20 protein-coding genes are annotated in these 17,465 nt (G+C 46.1%); 13 read left to right on the top strand and 7 right to left on the bottom strand.

Annotation, left to right across the window (positions count from 1 at the left end; genetic code table 11):
* Positions 1-39: 39 nt before the first annotated feature.
* The 3 genes from BLQ32_RS00540 to BLQ32_RS00530 all read right to left on the bottom strand — a co-directional run bounded on the left by BLQ32_RS00540 (position 40) and on the right by BLQ32_RS00530 (position 2,558).
* Positions 40-399 (bottom strand): YolD-like family protein, encoded by a 360-nt coding sequence (locus BLQ32_RS00540; RefSeq protein ID WP_074508686.1) that lies wholly within the window; start codon positions 397-399, stop codon positions 40-42.
* A gap of 137 nt (positions 400-536) precedes the next feature.
* Positions 537-1,838 (bottom strand): hemolysin family protein, encoded by a 1,302-nt coding sequence (locus BLQ32_RS00535; protein ID WP_074508685.1) that lies wholly within the window; start codon positions 1,836-1,838, stop codon positions 537-539.
* Positions 1,839-1,931: 93 nt separating this feature from the next.
* The gene (locus tag BLQ32_RS00530) at positions 1,932-2,558 is read right to left on the bottom strand and encodes a YfbR-like 5'-deoxynucleotidase (RefSeq protein ID WP_036801824.1); all 627 of its coding nucleotides are present in this window, start codon (positions 2,556-2,558) and stop codon (positions 1,932-1,934) included.
* A gap of 95 nt (positions 2,559-2,653) precedes the next feature.
* Here BLQ32_RS00530 and BLQ32_RS00525 point away from each other — a divergent pair, with 95 nt between their 5' ends.
* Entirely contained in the window at positions 2,654-3,133 is a 480-nt protein-coding gene (locus BLQ32_RS00525; RefSeq protein ID WP_036801827.1) for a metal-dependent hydrolase, read from the top strand.
* 66 nt (positions 3,134-3,199) lie between these two features.
* Positions 3,200-3,391: a hypothetical protein gene (locus BLQ32_RS00520; RefSeq protein ID WP_074508684.1), complete on the top strand. Its 192-nt coding sequence runs from the start codon at positions 3,200-3,202 to the stop codon at positions 3,389-3,391.
* Positions 3,392-3,849: 458 nt separating this feature from the next.
* On the opposite strand, the gene BLQ32_RS00510 is transcribed toward BLQ32_RS00520, so the two are convergent.
* Positions 3,850-5,052, bottom strand: a complete 1,203-nt coding sequence (locus tag BLQ32_RS00510; protein WP_074508682.1) for an MFS transporter — start codon at positions 5,050-5,052, stop codon at positions 3,850-3,852.
* A 117-nt stretch (positions 5,053-5,169) separates the two neighbouring features.
* On the bottom strand, positions 5,170-5,601 hold the full coding sequence (locus BLQ32_RS00505) for a hypothetical protein (protein WP_036805491.1): 432 nt from the start codon (positions 5,599-5,601) through the stop codon (positions 5,170-5,172).
* Between the two features lie 262 nt (positions 5,602-5,863).
* On the opposite strand from BLQ32_RS00505, the gene BLQ32_RS00500 reads away from it, so the two are divergent.
* The 3 genes from BLQ32_RS00500 to BLQ32_RS00490 all read left to right on the top strand — a co-directional run bounded on the left by BLQ32_RS00500 (position 5,864) and on the right by BLQ32_RS00490 (position 8,205).
* A complete protein-coding gene (locus BLQ32_RS00500; RefSeq protein WP_074509083.1) occupies positions 5,864-6,556 on the top strand; it encodes an aspartate/glutamate racemase family protein in 693 nt (230 codons plus the stop codon).
* Between the two features lie 69 nt (positions 6,557-6,625).
* Positions 6,626-7,303: an SOS response-associated peptidase gene (locus tag BLQ32_RS00495; protein ID WP_036805501.1), complete on the top strand. Its 678-nt coding sequence runs from the start codon at positions 6,626-6,628 to the stop codon at positions 7,301-7,303.
* 53 nt (positions 7,304-7,356) lie between these two features.
* On the top strand, positions 7,357-8,205 hold the full coding sequence (locus BLQ32_RS00490) for a patatin-like phospholipase family protein (protein ID WP_036805504.1): 849 nt from the start codon (positions 7,357-7,359) through the stop codon (positions 8,203-8,205).
* A gap of 37 nt (positions 8,206-8,242) precedes the next feature.
* Here the strand turns inward: BLQ32_RS00490 and BLQ32_RS00485 are convergent, their stop codons facing one another.
* Both BLQ32_RS00485 and BLQ32_RS00480 read right to left on the bottom strand, forming a co-directional pair.
* On the bottom strand, positions 8,243-9,286 hold the full coding sequence (locus BLQ32_RS00485) for a DUF4097 family beta strand repeat-containing protein (RefSeq protein WP_074508681.1): 1,044 nt from the start codon (positions 9,284-9,286) through the stop codon (positions 8,243-8,245).
* Positions 9,279-9,602 (bottom strand): PadR family transcriptional regulator, encoded by a 324-nt coding sequence (locus BLQ32_RS00480; protein ID WP_036805507.1) that lies wholly within the window; start codon positions 9,600-9,602, stop codon positions 9,279-9,281. The genes BLQ32_RS00485 and BLQ32_RS00480 overlap by 8 nt, the downstream gene beginning before the upstream one ends.
* Positions 9,603-9,761: 159 nt before the next feature.
* On the opposite strand from BLQ32_RS00480, the gene BLQ32_RS00475 reads away from it, so the two are divergent.
* The 8 genes from BLQ32_RS00475 to BLQ32_RS00440 all read left to right on the top strand — a co-directional run bounded on the left by BLQ32_RS00475 (position 9,762) and on the right by BLQ32_RS00440 (position 17,427).
* Positions 9,762-10,610 (top strand): pirin family protein, encoded by an 849-nt coding sequence (locus BLQ32_RS00475; RefSeq protein ID WP_074508680.1) that lies wholly within the window; start codon positions 9,762-9,764, stop codon positions 10,608-10,610.
* An 84-nt stretch (positions 10,611-10,694) separates the two neighbouring features.
* The gene (locus tag BLQ32_RS00470; protein WP_074508679.1) at positions 10,695-11,141 is read left to right on the top strand and encodes a GNAT family N-acetyltransferase; all 447 of its coding nucleotides are present in this window, start codon (positions 10,695-10,697) and stop codon (positions 11,139-11,141) included.
* Between the two features lie 105 nt (positions 11,142-11,246).
* Positions 11,247-11,696 carry an Lrp/AsnC family transcriptional regulator gene (locus tag BLQ32_RS00465; protein WP_036805521.1) on the top strand — a complete coding sequence of 150 codons (450 nt, stop codon included), beginning with the start codon at positions 11,247-11,249 and terminating at the stop codon, positions 11,694-11,696.
* A 306-nt stretch (positions 11,697-12,002) separates the two neighbouring features.
* Complete coding sequence (gene nikB, locus BLQ32_RS00460) at positions 12,003-12,944, top strand: nickel ABC transporter permease (protein WP_036805523.1); 942 nt, start codon at positions 12,003-12,005, stop codon at positions 12,942-12,944.
* Between the two features lie 14 nt (positions 12,945-12,958).
* Complete coding sequence (locus BLQ32_RS00455) at positions 12,959-13,846, top strand: ABC transporter permease (RefSeq protein ID WP_074508678.1); 888 nt, start codon at positions 12,959-12,961, stop codon at positions 13,844-13,846.
* Positions 13,847-13,864: 18 nt separating this feature from the next.
* Positions 13,865-15,421, top strand: coding sequence for a glutathione ABC transporter substrate-binding protein (locus BLQ32_RS00450; RefSeq protein WP_074508677.1), 1,557 nt, complete (start codon positions 13,865-13,867; stop codon positions 15,419-15,421).
* Positions 15,422-15,428: 7 nt separating this feature from the next.
* Positions 15,429-16,442, top strand: a complete 1,014-nt coding sequence (locus tag BLQ32_RS00445; protein ID WP_074508676.1) for an ABC transporter ATP-binding protein — start codon at positions 15,429-15,431, stop codon at positions 16,440-16,442.
* Positions 16,408-17,427, top strand: a complete 1,020-nt coding sequence (locus tag BLQ32_RS00440) for an ABC transporter ATP-binding protein (protein ID WP_074508675.1) — start codon at positions 16,408-16,410, stop codon at positions 17,425-17,427. The genes BLQ32_RS00445 and BLQ32_RS00440 overlap by 35 nt, the downstream gene beginning before the upstream one ends.
* The last annotated feature ends 38 nt before the right edge of the window (positions 17,428-17,465 follow it).

The following is a 17,465-nucleotide window of genomic DNA, read 5'->3' as shown; positions in this document are numbered from 1 at the left end:
AGCGGACATGCAAATTGCCATGCCGCTTCGTTTTGTTTTTTATTCCAATGTTTTTGCTCCTATAATTTCGTCAAATGAAAGCTTTTGTATATGAAGCCCGGTGTCGAGATGAAGCTTTTGCAGGCGCAGATCAATAGCTGTAATCAAACCGGTGAACTTTTCAGAGCCATGCCGCCAGATATGGATCTCAACGTCGCATTGCCGCTTGTAAGCCAGCTGGATTTCCTCGAAAATCGCTTCCAAATCAAAGTCGTCCAATACAGGGCGGCAGTTGTAGCGATCTTCTTCCTGCCATTCTTTTAGCATCTCCACATGCTCCGTCAGCATCATCGCTGTCCATTTGATGCGCCCACGGTCCTTGATTTGGCCTTTTACCGATAGATGTTTATTCAGTTTCATAAATAGCCCTCCTTTTTCTATAATAGGAACATTTGTTCTTATTCTATAGAAAGCAAAGAGAAGGGTCAATCGCTAATGAAAGGAACTGGGTGATATAACCAAAAAAAAGACTTTCCACATAGGAAAGCCTCTTGTCGTCAGTCTTTAAAAATATCAACAGCCACTTTTAGAATGTGGTGGTTTTCCATATCGATAATCGACCAGCGATATCCTTCTTTTTCCACAATGTCGCCGGTTTCAGCCTCGATCAGCTGATGCTGGATCCAGCCGGCAATCGTGTCGATATCGTCGCTGTCTTCAAACTCCATATTAAAGCGCTCTTCCAAGTCCTTCAATAGGACACGTCCCGCTATCAAATAGCGGTTCTCGCTTTCTTTAATAATCTCAGCTTCTTCTTCATCGTCAAATTCATCGCGGATTTCTCCGACAATTTCTTCCAGGATGTCTTCCATCGTAATTATACCGGATGTGCCGCCATACTCATCAATGACTAAGGCGATGTGTGTCCGGTCCTTCTGCATTTTCATGAGAGCCGTCTGAAGCGGCGTGGTTTCATGGAAATAGGGAAGCTCGTGGATAAACTCAGCCATATTGACCTCACCGTTCACTGCATAATGGGTCAAAATTTCCTTGGCATTGATAAATCCGATCAAATCGTCCTTATCGCCGTCATTCGCTATCGGATAGCGGGTATAACGATGTTCGCGAAGCTCTGTCAGCAATTCCTCGCTGCTCAAATCCTGCGGGAACGCGATAATTTGCGTACGCGGCACCATGACATCTTTGGCGCTTCGCTCATCAAAAGCGAAAATGTTCTGCATATAGGACAATTCGGTCTGATTGATTTCGCCGCTTTGAAAACTTTGGGCCATGATGATTTTCAGTTCTTCTTCCGAATGGGCTTGCTCATCCCTGATTGGCTGCACGCCGAAAACCCGAAGGAATACACGAGCCGAACCATTCAGCAGGAAAATGAACGGAGCCATGATTTTGCCGAACCAGTAAAGCGGTGGAGCCAAAAGCAGCGTCATGCGTTCTGCAAACTGCAGCGCCAATGATTTTGGCGCCATTTCACCGACCACCACGTGCAGGAATGTCACAAGTGAAAATGCCAGCACAAACGAAATGATCAACGAAACGGAGTCAGGGACGCCGAGAAGTTCAAATAAAGGATGCAGCAGGCGTTCGACTGTCGGTTCTCCGAGCCACCCAAGGCCAAGGGCAGTCACCGTGATGCCAAGCTGGCAAGCCGATAAATAATAATCGAGATCGCTGACCACTTTCTTTACAAGAACGGCTTTTTTATTTCCTTCTTCAATCAGCTGTTCGATGCGCGACATGCGCACTTTGACAACGGCAAATTCTGCGCCGACGAAAAAGGCGGTTAACGCGATTAATAAGACAAGTAAAGCTAAATTCACTAAAAGTATGGGGTCCAATAAATTCCCTTAAATAAGGGATTCACCTCCGGGTTATTTTATATACCTTTAAATTTACCATAAATTAAAGTGAAAACCTACAGGCAACTCTTGTCAGTCTTCAAGTACGGCGCGTGTGATTTCCTTGATATCAATGATGGTATCTTCATTGATGACGTCATCGAGCATCACTTCCCGGAAGTAGGTGACGCTTGCTTTTAGGGGGATGGCAAGCAGTTTTTTCAGCGCAATCCGGTACATGGCGACAAATTCCTTATCGGCGTTGCCGCGCTTCAATTCGGCAAAAGACTCGTAGAACTGGTCCAGTTTATCCGCCATTTCCAGCAGCCGGCCTTCGATTGTGGCATCTTTGCCTTCTTTCATCCGGTCAAAAAAGACTTCCTGAAATTCTTCAGGAATTTCCCGGATGATGAATTTTTCCATCATGCCTTCTTCGACTTTGGCAATCATTTCTTTCAGTTCCGGTGAAGAGTGTTTGACCGGTGTTTTGATGTCTCCGATAAAAACTTCTGCAAAGTCATGGTTGATGGTTTTTTCATATAATGACTTCCAATCGATGGTTTCTCCGGCCCGTTCTTCAATCGTTGCAAAGAACAATGCATATTGGCTGACTTTCCAGGAGTGGGCCGCTACATTGTGTTCTTCAAATTTAAATCTTCCTGGAGCACGGATGATCCGCTCCAAATCGTTCAACGAAGTAAAAAACTTATGAATTCCCATTCCCTCGACTCCTTTAATATAAATTCTCTACCAACACCATACCCCATTTTGCGTATAATAAAAAAGAGAACAATAAAAAAAGGAGCTCAATTCGCATGACAGGAAAAACACACATCACAGGCGGTATCGCAGCAAGTCTTGCTTTTGCTCAAATCACCAATTATGATCCCGTTATTTTATTAAGTGCGGGAGTGGTCGGCGCCATCCTTCCGGACATTTGCCACGGCGGCAGCAAAATCGGCCGGGCGCTTCCAGTCCTATCGAAAATCATCAATACCTTGTTCGGGCATCGGACGTTCACCCATAGTTTGCTGTTCCTATTGCTTGTTGGAGCACTATTGAAGGCTACACCGCTCCACGAAGCGGCGGTTGCCGGCATCCTGGTGGGGATGGCCAGCCATTTTCTCTTGGATATGGCGACAAAAAGAGGGATTAAGTTATTGTTTCCGTTTAAACTCAATGTACGCTTTCCATTAACGACAACCACGGGAGGAACCGTAGAATATTTTGTGTTCGCTGCACTCTCGCTGCTTTCCGTTTATTTTGGCTATGAGGCGTTTGCTGTTTATTTATAATCGGTGGTTTTGTTAATGGGATTCAGGGAATATCTTCCTTAAACGCAGTAAAGGGAGGGAGACTTTGTGGGAAAAGACGATTTTTCAACTGAGAGACAGCCGGACACCTCTGCTGAAAACCGCCGTCAGCGGGAAGAATTTGAAAGCATTGAGCAGGAGTCGGCTGAAGACGGAGCCGAAATGGCAAAAAGAGGCGCCCACAGCAACCTAGGCATTGGCGACGAGCAAAACCCGAAGGAAGAAAAAGAAGAACATTAAAAAAGGAAAGGCGCCTGTTCATTCAGGCGCTTTTCTTTCAGCTTCTTGAGAAAGATATAGAAAAATTTTTCCTTAGAATATCTTCGATATTCCGCAAACCACCTGCGCTTGCCGCGGGCGATCCGCCAAGCCTCCTCAGCCGCTTCGCGCCTTGCGGGGTCTCGGCTGTCTCGCTTTCCCGCAGGCGTCTCCGCTGGTTTGCTCCATATCGACAGTGAACTGTGAATAAAAAGTATGCATACTCATTCACTCTTTCTGATAAAAACAATTCTTTATGAAAAGAGTGAGCCGAATGAAGCGGAAAGTGGCGACTCCTGCGGGAGCAGCGCGAGCTGGAGCCACTGGACTGAGCGCAGCGAGGGAAGCGGCGGAGGCCGTGCCCGCGGAAAGCGTCCACTTGGAGCGAAATGGCTTAGAGAATGGAATATTTCTCGACAGTCTGAAGGAAAGGCGCCTGTTCATTCAAGCGCCTTTCCTTTTTTTGCATTCCTATAGAGACTGACAGCGGCTAAATATAGGAGCGGCAACAAGGCGGTAAAAAGAACCAAGCCAGTCCAGCCGCCGTTCGTCCACAATGGGCTCAGGAGCGAACTTCCGGCAGCTACGCCGATGTAATAAGAAACCAGGTAAAGGCTTGAAGCGCTGCCTTTATGATGGGAAGCTTGCTGTCCGACGGAAGCGGCGGTCAGTGAATGGGCGGTGAAAAAGCCAAGGCAAGTGACACACAAGCCGACAACGACAAGCCAAGTGACAGGGCTCAAGGTCAACAAGATGCCCAGCGACAAAATGGCGACGCCGGCTCTGCGCACTTTCCGCAAGCCGAAGTTCTCAGCCGCCCGTCCAGCCAACGGAGAGCCGACAACCCCTATTCCGTAAGCAAAGAATAAATAGGAAATCGCCTGGAGGGACATGGAGAAAGGCGGGTTTTCCATATGGAACGGCAAATAAGTCCACATACCGGTGAACGAGATTTGAAGAACGGCACCCAGCCCAAAAACCACCAGTAGCGAAGGGTTTTTTAAGTGGAACCAGAAGCCTTCAATGTCTTTGGCAAATGTCAGCTCGCCAGCCTCGAAATGGCGAGACTTTGGCAATAGAAAAAGCACGGCAGCAAACAACAAAAGCCCGGTAAATCCGAAAATGATAAATGTGGTTTGCCAGGAAAATAGATCAGTCAGAGAGCCGGAAAGCACCCGGCCGATCATGCCGCCAAGGGCATTGCTGGAAATATATAAGGCCGTGGCATAACCGATATTCTTAGGGGCAATTTCTTCGCTTATATAGGCAAGCGCCGCAGCAGGTACACCCGCAAGCGCGAAACCTTGGATAAAACGAAGAATCAGAAACCAGGTATAGGATTCAACCAGGGGAAGAAGGAAAAAAGGGAGTGCCGAACCGAGCAAAGAATAGATGATATAAACTCTTCTGCCGTTGCGGTCCGAGAAAAATCCAAGCACAATCAGCCCGATAATGAGCCCGATGATTGTCAGCGACATAGCGAGGCTGGAGGCAGAGACCGACACTTGGAATTCATCCACGAACAATGGCAATAGCGGCTGGACTACGTACAAATTGGCAAAAATGAAAAGAGAAGCCAGCAGCAAACTGAACATGATTTTCCAGAACTCGCGATGTTCCGTCGTGTACTTTTCTGTTTGCATCCAGCCACCTCCTTCTCAGCGATAATCCTATATTACCACTAAAAAGGAAAGGCAGAAATTCTGAGGAGGTTTATTTCCAAACAAAAAACCCGCAATAGCAATCATTGCGGGAGTCGGTTATATTTTTTTGAAGAAAGAGATGATTTGTTTTTTTGAAGGTTCTTGAAGCCGGTAGCGCAATTCTTTGTTTTGCGTATTTACGAGGTGGTATGCCGGATTCTCGGCAACCGTAAACTTCCAATGCGGCTTCGTGTTTTTCTTTTGGATCTGCAGTTCAGGGGGCATCATCTTTTTTGTGAAACTTTCCAGTTTAGCCATTAAAAAGGTATCCATATACCTTACGATCAAAAAGCCTTGCTGACGCTCAGGATCAAACTTCGCCAAAGTGAATTCGCTGATATCGAATCCTTTTTCATACCGCTGTACCGAGGGGGACAGCACAAAACAATCTTCATTCGTAAAAACTGCAGAATTGCCTTGTTGTTTCAGCCCTAATTCTTCGACCAGAAAATCCTTGTTAACCAGACTCATTTCTCGCGCAGTAGCCATGTAATTCCTCCTAATGAAACATATTATACTTCTATTATAGCACTCTTCCGCCAATAAAGGGGCGTTGGAATGTTCTCGGTCTTTATACATGTATAAGGATGGAAGACTATTGAAAGTAATCATAAAAATGGAATTGGAGAGAGAGCAGGAAATTGAACCAAAGAAAGAATTTCAAAACAAGGATATACCTGATTTTGATCGAATAGAAACAGGACAGGAAGCGCATGAAAAAATGGCTGTGAAATATAAGGAGGGAAGCTTTGTGAAAACAATCGGAATGATTGGAGGCATGAGCTGGGAATCTTCCGCAGAATATTACCGGTTGGTCAATGAAGAAGTGAAAAACCGTTTGGGCGGGCTGCATTCCGCGAAATTCATTTTGTTCAGCGTGGATTTTGAAGAAATCGAGCAGCTGCAGGCAAGCGCTGAATGGCACAAAGCCGGAAAACTACTAGGGCAAGCTGCCAAAAGCCTTGAAAAGGCGGGAGCGGATTTTATCATTCTTTGCACGAATACGATGCATAACGTGATAGAAGAAATAGAAGAGAACCTTTCCATTCCGCTAGTGCATATTGGGGACGCCACTGCCGCTGCAATCAAGGAAAAGCAGATTCACAAAATCGGCTTGCTCGGTACCCGCTATACGATGGAAATGGACTTTTACAAATCCCGATTGGCTGCTGGCGGTTTGGAAGTGCTGCTTCCGACTGAACAGGAAAGAACCGAGATCAACCGGATTATTTTTGAAGAACTGTGCATGGGAACGGTGAGGGAAGCCTCGCGGAATTTTTTTTTAGAAGCCATGCAGAGCCTGGCGGCGGACGGAGCAGAAGGAATCATTCTTGGCTGCACCGAAATCGGCTTGCTGGTTCGAAAAGAGCATACGGGCATTCCGTTGTTTGATACAACGACAATTCATGCCAAAGCTGCAGTAGACTTTGCTTTGAGTAATTAAATGCCATTTAGAGGAAAATTCTGATATATTTAAACTAATAAGAAACCGTGTGCAGAAAGGATGATTCTCATGTGCGGAAGGTACTCCTTGTACGCAGATTACCGTGTCCTACTGGATCGTTTTGACATTGGTGAGGCAAGCTTTTCGGAAGAAGACTACTCACAAAGCTTTAACGTAGCACCTTCCCAGCAGGTAGTCGCCGTCGTAAGCGACGGCAAGAAAAACCGTCTGGGATTTTTAAAATGGGGGCTGGTGCCGCCTTGGGCAAAAGATGAGAAAATCGGTTATAAAATGATCAATGCGCGGGCGGAAACTGCGGCGGAAAAACCGAGCTTCCGGAATGCCTTCAAAAAAAAGCGCTGCCTGGTGGTAGCTGATTCCTTTTATGAATGGAAGCGGACGGATGATGGAAAAACGCCGATGCGCATCAAATTAAAATCTGGAGAGCCGTTCGCCTTTGCAGCTTTATGGGAGTCATGGAAGTCGCCGGAAGGCAAGACCGTCAACACCTGCTCGATTTTAACAACGAGAGCGAATGAATTGATGGGCACCATCCATGACCGCATGCCCGTCATTTTAACGAAAGAAGCGGAAAAAATCTGGCTCGATCCGAACGTGCAGGATGCAGAAGAGCTCGGCAGACTGCTTCAGCCCTTTGATTCCAAGGAGCTTGAAGCGTATGAAGTATCTGATGCTGTCAATTCACCAAAAAACAATGGCCCTGAGCTGATTGAGAAAGTTGGGTGACCAAAAGCTGGCGGAACTGATCCGGCCAGCTTTTATTGACGGGGGGAGTGGAGATGAAAAGCGGTTTGGTATTGGAAGGCGGTGGGATGCGCGGCGTTTACACCGGAGGCGTCCTGGAAAAGTTTCTGGAGGAAGAGATTTTTGTGGATTATATTATCGGAGTTTCGGCCGGGGCCTGCAACGCCTCTTCTTATGTATCGCGCCAGACAGGCCGCAACCACAAAGTGACCATCGGTTCTGTGCACCATCCCGACTATATATCCGTCAAGAACCTGCTGCTGAAAAGAGAATTATTCGGGATGAACTTGATTTTTGACGAAATTCCGAATCGGCTCGTGCCATTTGATTACGACAGTTTTCATGACGCAACGGAAGAGTTTGTCATCGGAACGACAGATTGCTTGACCGGAACGGCCGTTTATTTTGAGAAGCGGGAACATGCCAAAGATGTCCTGGCGATTGTGCGGGCATCCAGCTCGTTGCCTTTTATGGCGAAGCCGGTTGAATTCGAAGGCCGTTTGCTGATGGATGGCGGCGTAGCTGACCCCATTCCCATCCGCAAGGCTCTGGCAGACGGGGTCACAAAACCCATCATTGTGCTGACAAAAGAAAAAGGGTACCGGAAAAAGAAGAATTCCTTTGCCCGGCTGATGCCGGCGCTTTACCGCCAATTCCCGGGTATAGTGAAAAGCATGGAAAGCTGGTATTTGCGCTACAACGAAACGATGGAGTTTATCGAAGAATTGGAAACGGAAGGGAAAGCTCTCGTGATCCAGCCTTCTAAGTTCTATAAGATCAACGGAATGGAGCGGGATATTGAAAAGTTGACGGAGCTGTATGACCAGGGCTACCAGGATGCAGAAGAACGGATGGAAGAAATTATTAAGTTCATCTCAGTTTAAAGGCCATAAGAAAAACCGCTGAAGCCAGCGGTTTTTTCTATAGCCGTTTTACCGTTAAACTGCCGTTGTCCGATTGCAGAACGACGGAATGGAGTCCATCGCCGAATATGGCCTTGTTGCTTTTGGAACCGAAAAGGGAAGCTTTTCCATGATTTTTATGGGCACGAATGGAAACATTAACGGGATCTTTCAAAGTTTCGAGTGTGATGCTGCCGTTGTCGGATTTCAAGTCGATGTTCCGTTCAAGGTCGGGTGTCTGCAAATGGATTTTTCCATTGTCTGATTCCGCCTCTATATTTCCAGCGGCATTTTCCATTACAATACTGCCGTTATCCGATTTTAGTTTCATCGTTTTCGCATCTGCACCTTTTAAAGCAATTTTTCCGTTGTCGCTTTTTGCTGAAAGGGCATCGGCTTGGATTTCTCTTAATTTAACGGAACCGTTGTCAGATTTAACGGTGAGAATTGAGGCGGCGATGTTCTCTAATTTGATGCTTCCGTTGTCCGACTTGGCATCAAAAACGGTGCTGTTCAATTGTTCAGCTTCAATCTTTCCGTTGTCCGACAGGATTTTGATGGACTCATACATTTTTGAAGGCAGTTGTACAGTGACAACAGGGGATTTGGTGCTGATTGTGAAACTGAAAATTCCCCATTTCTTTACTTCGTCTTTCAGCGTAATGACCAGTTTGCGATCGATGACTTCTGTAAGGAACAGCTGATTATAACTTTTGTTTTCGATGTCGACATGCACTTCTCCATCAGAAGAGGGTCCGATTTCCAAAGAACCGTTGTCCAGTTGAATATCGACATGGTCAAATCCGTCGTGGTCCAATTCATTCTTTGTCAGATTCACAGACTTTGCCGGAAACTCAGCTTGGCTGAAATCAAACGAACCGATCAGTTCACCCGCAATTTCAGAAGGGGAGCCAAGTTCAGCTGCAATGTCCTGTTCGCTTTTGCCGTCTTCGCGCCCGTTAGAAAAATATTCCTGGATATCCTGAAGGATGTCCGTGCGTTCTTCTTCTGGAAGACGAGTTAACGCCTGTTCTAGTTCTTGGATAAACTGTTTTTCAGTCATTGTGCACACCCTCTTCAATTAGTTGGTTAACCCCGTCCGTGAAACTTTTCCATTCCGCCAATTGCTCATGCAAATACTCTCTGCCGGCTTCCGTTAATTTGTAGTACTTGCGTGGAGGGCCTTCACTCGATTCCTGCAAATACGTGCTGAAATATCCTTCTTTTGTCAGCCGGCGCAATAACGGATAAACCGACCCTTCGGATATGGCGATGCGGTCAGAGATTTTTTGAACCAGTTCATAGCCATAGCGGTCCTGCTTTTCAAGGAGAACAAGAACACAGAGGTTAAGAACCCCTTTTTTAAACTGGACATTCATCAGAAACTCACCTCTTTCTTTACTACTATTCATAAAACAGTACTGCTTAATAAGTACTATATCATCCACTACTGTTCAAAGCAAGGTATTGGAGAATTGACTTTATAAATTCAATGGCATACGTTAAGTTTTATGAAATGAAAAGGAGTTGGGAACAGCATGGCGAAAGTGAAACAGATCGAAGCGGTTCTCGCTGGATCGGAACCGTTTACCGTTATTGATATAAAAGTGAAAAACTATTTGCCGATGTTTTCGGATTACCAGCGGATGAGCCCCTTCTTTATGCTGGACCATGAACCTCCGCAAATCTTCCCGGCGATTTCAGGGGCTGGAAGAGTGGACGGACTGCATCCACATCGCGGATTGGAAACGGTGACGATTGTGTACGAAGGCGCGATTACCCATTATGACACCGAAGGGAATGGCGGGACGATCCATAAAGGCGAAGCCCAGTGGATGACGGCCGGCGCTGGAATTCAGCACACCGAATTCCCGGAGCTTCCGGAAGGCGGTGTTTGCGAAATGATTCAGTTGTGGGTGCTGCTTCCGCAGGCACAAAAAATGGTGGCCGCGAAATATCAGTCGCTGACTCGGGAAAAAATCCACTCGGTTCCGGTTCACGGTGGAGAAGTCCGTGTGATAGCGGGCGAATATGCCGGGACTGCGGGGGCGGCGCTGTCATTTTCACCTCTCCATCTTTTTGATGTCCGTTTGAAAAAAGAAGGGCAGGCGGAATTTGAGTTTCCGGCTCATTACAATACGGGAGCTTTTGTGGTGAAAGGCGAAGTAAGCGTCAATGGCGAAGCCTCTGTCGCTTCAGGGAATTTCATTCTGTTCGAAAACAGCGGTGAAGATTTTTCCGTCAATGCTTTAAAAGAGGAAACGGTTTTGCTTGTTTTGAGCGGGGAGCCGCTTGGTGAACCGATTGCCCACCGGGGCCCTTTTGTGATGAATACAAAAGAAGACCTGGATCAGGCGTTCCAGGATTATTGGAATGGAAAGTTTTAGTATAAACTTATATAGGTTTTCATTTATAATATAAGAACCACTGACAAGAGAAGGAGCACCCCGCATGAGCAGAGGTCGATTCGCATGATTATAAAACTGGACCATCGGCAACAAGAAACGGCTGAAGCGATTCAACGGATTCAAAAACCGGCATATGAAGTGGAAGCAAAACTGATTGGATTCGATGGCATTCCTCAACTCAAGGAATCCGTTGAAGACATTCAACGGAGCGATGAGATTTTCTGGGGCATGGTGGAAGAACGGCTGAAAGGATTCATTTCTTTTAAAGAAATAGGAAAGACCATTGATATTCATCGGCTCGTAGTTGACCCGGCGGCCTTTCGCCAAGGCATCGGGAAAACATTGCTGGTTCATTTGACGGAGCAATATGGCGATTATGACTTTCTGGTGAGCACCGGCACAGCTAATGAGCCTGCTGTAAAGTTATATAAATCGTTCGGCTTTGCCGAACAGAAGCGGTTTGAAGCAGCTCCTGGAATTACACTTAGTGAATTTTTAAAAAGAAAGTAAAAAGAACTATTTAATTTCGAAAAGAAACTAAATATAATGGTTGTATTACAAAACGGAAGCAAACAGTACGTTGTTAGGTTCTGTTTATAGTTCGGAGGTGGAATGATGAAAATAGATGAAACCGATAGAAAGATTTTAGAATTGCTGACAGCGAATGGACGCTGCTCTTATGTCGACATTGGAAAAGAGTTGAATCTTTCCCGGGTGGCAGTCCGTGAGCGGGTCCATCAACTGACGGAAGCTGGAATCATCGAAAAATTTACGGTAGTGATCAACAGCGAAAAAGTAGGGAAGCAAGTATCCGGCTTCTTTGAAGTGGACTGTGAACCTTCGTCACTGGTGGAAGTAGCGCAAGCACTTGCCGATAATCCAAATGTCGCCAGCTGCTACCAAATGACAGGGCCTTCCACTTTGCATATGCATGTCTTGGTAGACGATTTCATGGGACTGGAAAAATTCATAAATGAAGAGTTATACGCTCTTGAAGGCATTACTCGAGTAGAAAGCCATATTCTGCTTCGGCGCTTCAAAAGCAGAAATGGTTTAAAATTATAAAACGGAATAAAAGCCTGCAGCAATTAAAATTTGCTGCGGGCTTTTTCTTTTTGGTAATTTTGAAAATGGTGAAATTTATATGTCGGTAAACAAAAAGTATTAGAAATGAAAATAATAAAGACAAATCGAAAGGGGCATGAATATAAAATATGGTTTTTGTTAATTAGAAATGAGTAAAAAGTACTTTTTTGAAAATTCATATAGATTTTTATATTGCATTAACATATAATCAAAATTATCAAACAACTAACATTTGTTAAGTGTAATTGATTTTATGCTTAACAAATGTTAACAGGAGGTGTAAAGATGGTTGCTTTAATTATTCGTCGTGCCTTTCAATTAGTGTTTTTGCTTCTCGGAATCTCTTTCCTTGTATTTTCTTCTATGTATATTGCTCCCGGAGACCCGGCTTCGATTATCGGAGGGCCGACGGCAACTGCTTCGGATATTGAGGCAATTGAGGCCAATCTCGGATTGGACAGACCATTCTTAGTCCAATATGCCAATTATCTGGGCAACGCAGTCCAAGGAGATTTTGGCTATTCTTATCAAACGTCTCAGCCGGTAGGAGATGCCATTGCGGTTCGGTTCCCCAATACGTTGAAACTGGCCATCGCGAGCATGATTGTAGCGGTCATCATTGGAATCATTACCGGCCTTGTATCCGCACTTAAACAAAATTCGTTGCTCGATGTATCGGCTACAACGTTTGCGCTTGCCGGAATTTCCATCCCGAACTTCTGGTTAGGAGCTTTGCTGATACTTGTTTTTGCGGTAAATCTCCAGTGGCTGCCAGTAGGCGGGATGTCGCATCCGTTTTATACGGTAGACGGCATTAAAGAATTGATACTGCCGGCTATTACGTTGGGAACAGGTTCTGCGGCAATGATTGCCCGAATGACCCGCTCTTCGATGCTTGAAGTAATCCGGGCAGATTATGTGCGGACAGCGCGGGCCAAAGGGGTTAAAGAAAAAAACGTCATTTGGATTCATACGCTGAAAAATGCCATGATCCCGATCATTACGGTTATCGGATTGAACTTTGGCTTTCTGCTTGGTGGAACCATCATTACCGAGAAGGTTTTTGCCATCAATGGAGTAGGGCGTTTGATGATTGACGCCATTGCAGCACGTGATTTTCCAATGGTCCAAGGGTCGGTGCTGCTGGTTGCCACATTGTTCGTTCTTGTGAATCTGATTGTTGATATTATCTACACTTATATTGATCCACGCATCAAATACGATTAAAAGGGGGGAATGCTATGACAACGGCTGAAGCGGTAAAAGCAAAACCGAAGAAAAAGGAAAAGGCCTGGCAAACCACATTAAGGCGCCTGTTTAGAAACAAAATGGCCATAGTCGGCTTGATCGTCGTACTCCTCCAAATTCTATTGGCCGTTTTTGCACCGGTCATTACAATGCATGACCCCATCAGGCAAAATCTCGGCAGCAGTGAACTGCCGATGTTCAGCGACGGGCACTGGCTCGGTACGGACAACTATGGGCGCGACGTTTGGAGCCGGATTGTCTACGGCGCACGGATTTCACTGGTGGTTGGTGCAGTAGCTGTTTCGCTCGGACTGCTCGGCGGCGTCATACTGGGCATGCTGGCGGGCTATTACCGCAAACTGGATGCCATCATCATGCGTTTTGTTGATTTATTGTTTTCATTTCCCGGTATTTTGCTGGCGATGCTGATTATTGCCATTTTAGGGACTAGCTTAGTAAACGTAGCAATCGCCATCAGCATCTGGTCGATTCCGACATGTGCACGGATTGTGCGAGGCTCGGTGCTTTCGGTCAAAGAAAAAGAATACATTATGGCAATGCGTTCAATGGGGGCTTCCAATTTGCGGATTATGGTCAAACATATTCTGCCGAACGTAACCGCACCGATCATTGTTTTCGCTACTATGCGGATGGCAACAGCCATCCTTTCTACCGCCTCATTAAGTTATCTGGGGCTTGGCGCACAGCCGCCTACACCGGAATGGGGTGCAATGATTTCGCAGGGACAGGATTTTATGTGGACTTCTCCGCATTTGACGATTGTTCCCGGTATTGCCATTATGCTGACGGTCTTTGCATTCAATGTACTTGGTGACGGCTTGCGGGATGCGCTTGATCCGAATATGGATGTTGAACAATAAAACATTGGGGGAATTTAAATGAAGAAACAGTGGCTGTTTTTACTCGTATTGATTGGAATGCTGATTTTAAGCGCGTGTTCGGGAAGTACCATTCCTGAAGGAGAGGAAACCAGCGGAGCAGGCGATGCACCGGCTTCAGATGGAGCAAACGAAGTGGTATATGCTTCTACTTCTGATGCAGTGGGGCTTTCTCCGACGATGACAAATGATTCGGTGTCTTCAAATGTCATGACACAAATCTATGAAAACTTGTTTGAAAGAAATCCTGAAACGATGGAATTGGAACCTAAACTGGCCGAATCCTATGAAAACCCCGACGATCTGACGTGGGTCATCAAATTGAAAGAAGGCATCAAGTTCCAGGACGGAACAGACTTTAATGCCGAAGCGGTAAAATACTCATTTGATAAATTGCGCGACCCTGCAACTGCAGCACCGCGTGCTTCCCTTTTAGAGCCGGTGGATACCGTAACTGCCATTGATGAAACGACTGTAGAAATTAAAACAAAATACCCATATGGACCGTTGCTTGCAGCACTGTCACATTCCAACGCTGCAATTATCAGCCCGACAGCAGACGAAAAACAAGATTTGATGCAAAATCCGGTAGGAACGGGCCCCTTCAAGTTTGTCAGCTGGAACCAAGGCGACGAAATTGTACTTGAAAAGAACCCGGATTACTGGAATGGAGAAGTTGCCCTTGACCAAGTGAAATTTAAAGTGGTTCCTGAAATTTCAACTGCCATTTCAATGCTGCAAACTGGTGAAGTGAACTTCCTGGATGCATTGCCGCCGGAACAGATTTCCCGCATCGAAGGACTTGAAAATGTAGAAGTGACGAAGCAGGAAGGGACTCCTGTCTACTACTTGACGTTCAACCATTCAAGAGAACGCAACCAAAATCCGGATTTCCGCAAAGCAGTAGCAAGTGCGGTCGACCGTGATGCATTCGTTGAAAAATTGAATGGCTTAGGCGTCAGAAGCGACAGCATTTTAGGGCCGAAAGTATTCGGCTACACAGAAGAAGCGGATAAGGCGGGAACTCCGTATGATCCGGAATTGGCAAAACAGTTGGTGCAGGAAAACGGCTTTGGCAACGAACCGATCAAATTGCTTGCGGCTAACCGCGACAATTTCATCTTGATGGCTGAAATTGTGCAATCGCAATTAACTGAAGCTGGATTTAAAGTTGAAATTGAAACAATGGAATGGGCAACCTTCCTTGATACAGCACGCGGCGGGGAATACGACATGACCTTCCTCAGCTGGTCCAACGTAACGAGCGACGGTTCTGAAATGTTCTATCCGAACTTCCATTCCGACAACGTCGGCAACTCGAACCGTGCCCAGTACAGCAATCCGGAATTCGATAAATTAGTAGAAGCGTCGCGCACGACAATTGTGCCGGAAGAACGGGAAAAATTCTTAGCTGAAGCGAATCAGTTTATGCTGGATGACAACGCAGCAATCGTGATGTATCACGGCGTCGTGACTTCCGCTACTGAAAAATCCATTAAAGGCTTAAAAGTAGATCCGAACGGCCAATGGAGCTTAGCAAACGTAAAGAGAGAGTAGGGAGAATATGGCACAGACATTACTTGAAGTGAAAGATTTAGTAACCTCATTTCGTACAGCTGAAGGAACAGTACGGGCGGTTAAAGGAATTTCTTTCCACGTTGAAAAAGGAGAAACGCTTTGCATCGTAGGAGAGTCAGGGTGCGGGAAGAGTATAACGTCATTGTCTGTGATGGGGTTGCTGCCTTCGAACGGTTCGATTGAAAGCGGAGAAATTTTGCTGAACAATGAGCCTCTCCAAAATCTGTCACAGGAACAATTGAGAAAGCTGCGCGGCAATCAGATGTCCATGATTTTCCAGGAGCCGATGACGGCACTCAATCCGGTTTTGACAATTGGCTATCAACTGAGAGAGCCGCTGATCCTCCATCATAAATTGTCAAAGAGCGAAGCAACAAAGCAGGCAGTGGAATTGCTCAACCAAGTGGGGATTCCGAATCCGGCAAAGCGTTTGAACCAATATCCGCATGAGTTGAGCGGCGGCATGAGGCAGCGGGTCATGATTGCAATGGCCCTCGCTTGCCATCCAAGTTTGCTGATTGCGGATGAACCGACGACAGCGCTGGATGTGACCATTCAGGCGCAAATCCTTGATTTGATCAACGACTTGAAGGAAAAGCTGGATATGGGCGTTCTGTTAATCACACACGATATGGGTGTTGTAGCGGAAGTGGCAAATCGGGTGATGGTCATGTATGCCGGACTGAAAATTGAAGAAGGGCCGGTGGAAGAGATTTTCAATAACCCGAGCCATCCGTATACAATCGGATTGTTGAATTCGGTGCCGAATGTGGACGATCCGGAATTCGAACTTGAACCGATTCCGGGAAATATGCCCGGCTTGAACGAAGATATTCCGGGATGCCGATTCCATCCCCGCTGCAAATTTGCGATGGACAAGTGCAAAGTCATGGCGCCTCCTGAGTTCCACTTATCCCATGGCCATTCTGCAACATGCTGGCTGAATGAAAAGGAGGCGGAAACAGATGAGAACAGTGGAAAAGTCACCATCAAAGCCTGAAATCCTCTTGGAATTGAATGATGTTAAAAAATATTTTCCGATCAAAGGCGGCATTCTAAAACGCGTCCAAGGGAATGTCAAAGCTGTAGAGTCTGTCTCTTTAAAGCTCTATAAGGGAGAAAGTCTTGGAGTAGTGGGGGAATCGGGCTGCGGAAAATCAACGCTTGGCCGCACAATTCTGGGCCTTGAAGAATTGACGGACGGGAAAATAAAGTTTAATGAGCAGGAAATCCAGGATTTAAAGCGAAAAGAGAAGAAGAAGTTCGTAAAAGAAATGCAGATGATTTTTCAGGATCCTTATGCTTCTTTAAATCCTCGCCAGCGAATCGGAAATGCACTTGATGAAGTATTCCGGATGCATACCAATATGCCGGCTCAGGAACGAAAAGAGGCCGTACTCGATCTGCTGAAAGAAGTTGGACTGAAAGCTGAACATTATGACCGCTATCCCCACGAATTCAGCGGCGGACAGCGGCAGCGCATCGGTATTGCCCGGGCAATCGCTTTAAATCCTTCGTTCATCATTTGCGATGAAGCCGTTTCCGCTTTGGACGTATCCGTTCAAGCGCAGGTTTTAAAACTATTAAAGACTTTGCAGGAAAAGTATAATTTGTCTTACCTGTTCATTTCACATGATTTAGGGGTTGTCCGTTATTTCTGCGACCGGGTTCTGGTAATGTATTTGGGCCATACAGTAGAAATGAGCGATGTGACAAAAATCTTTAATCACCCGCTCCACCCTTATACCCGGGCATTGCTGTCGGCTATTCCAAGGCCGACGATGCAGGCGAAAAGAGAACGGATCCGATTGGTCGGCGATATGCCAAATCCGTCGAACCCGCCAAGTGGATGTGTATTCCATACGCGCTGCCCAATGGCGCAGGAAATCTGCAGCGTCGACAAACCGGCGTTCATCGAGCATGAAAAAGACCATTTTGCGGCATGCCATTTTGCAGGACAATCATTGAGCCGGGTGCTGGGGTAAGTCCCAGCAGTCGGCTATTATTTTGAAACTGGAGGAAT

Source organism: Planococcus glaciei (genome assembly GCF_900099655.1).
Classification (GTDB): Bacteria; Bacillota; Bacilli; order Bacillales_A; family Planococcaceae; genus Planococcus; species Planococcus glaciei.
Note: the sequence above shows the minus strand (reverse complement) of the source record. Positions and strands in the feature narration are given on the sequence as shown.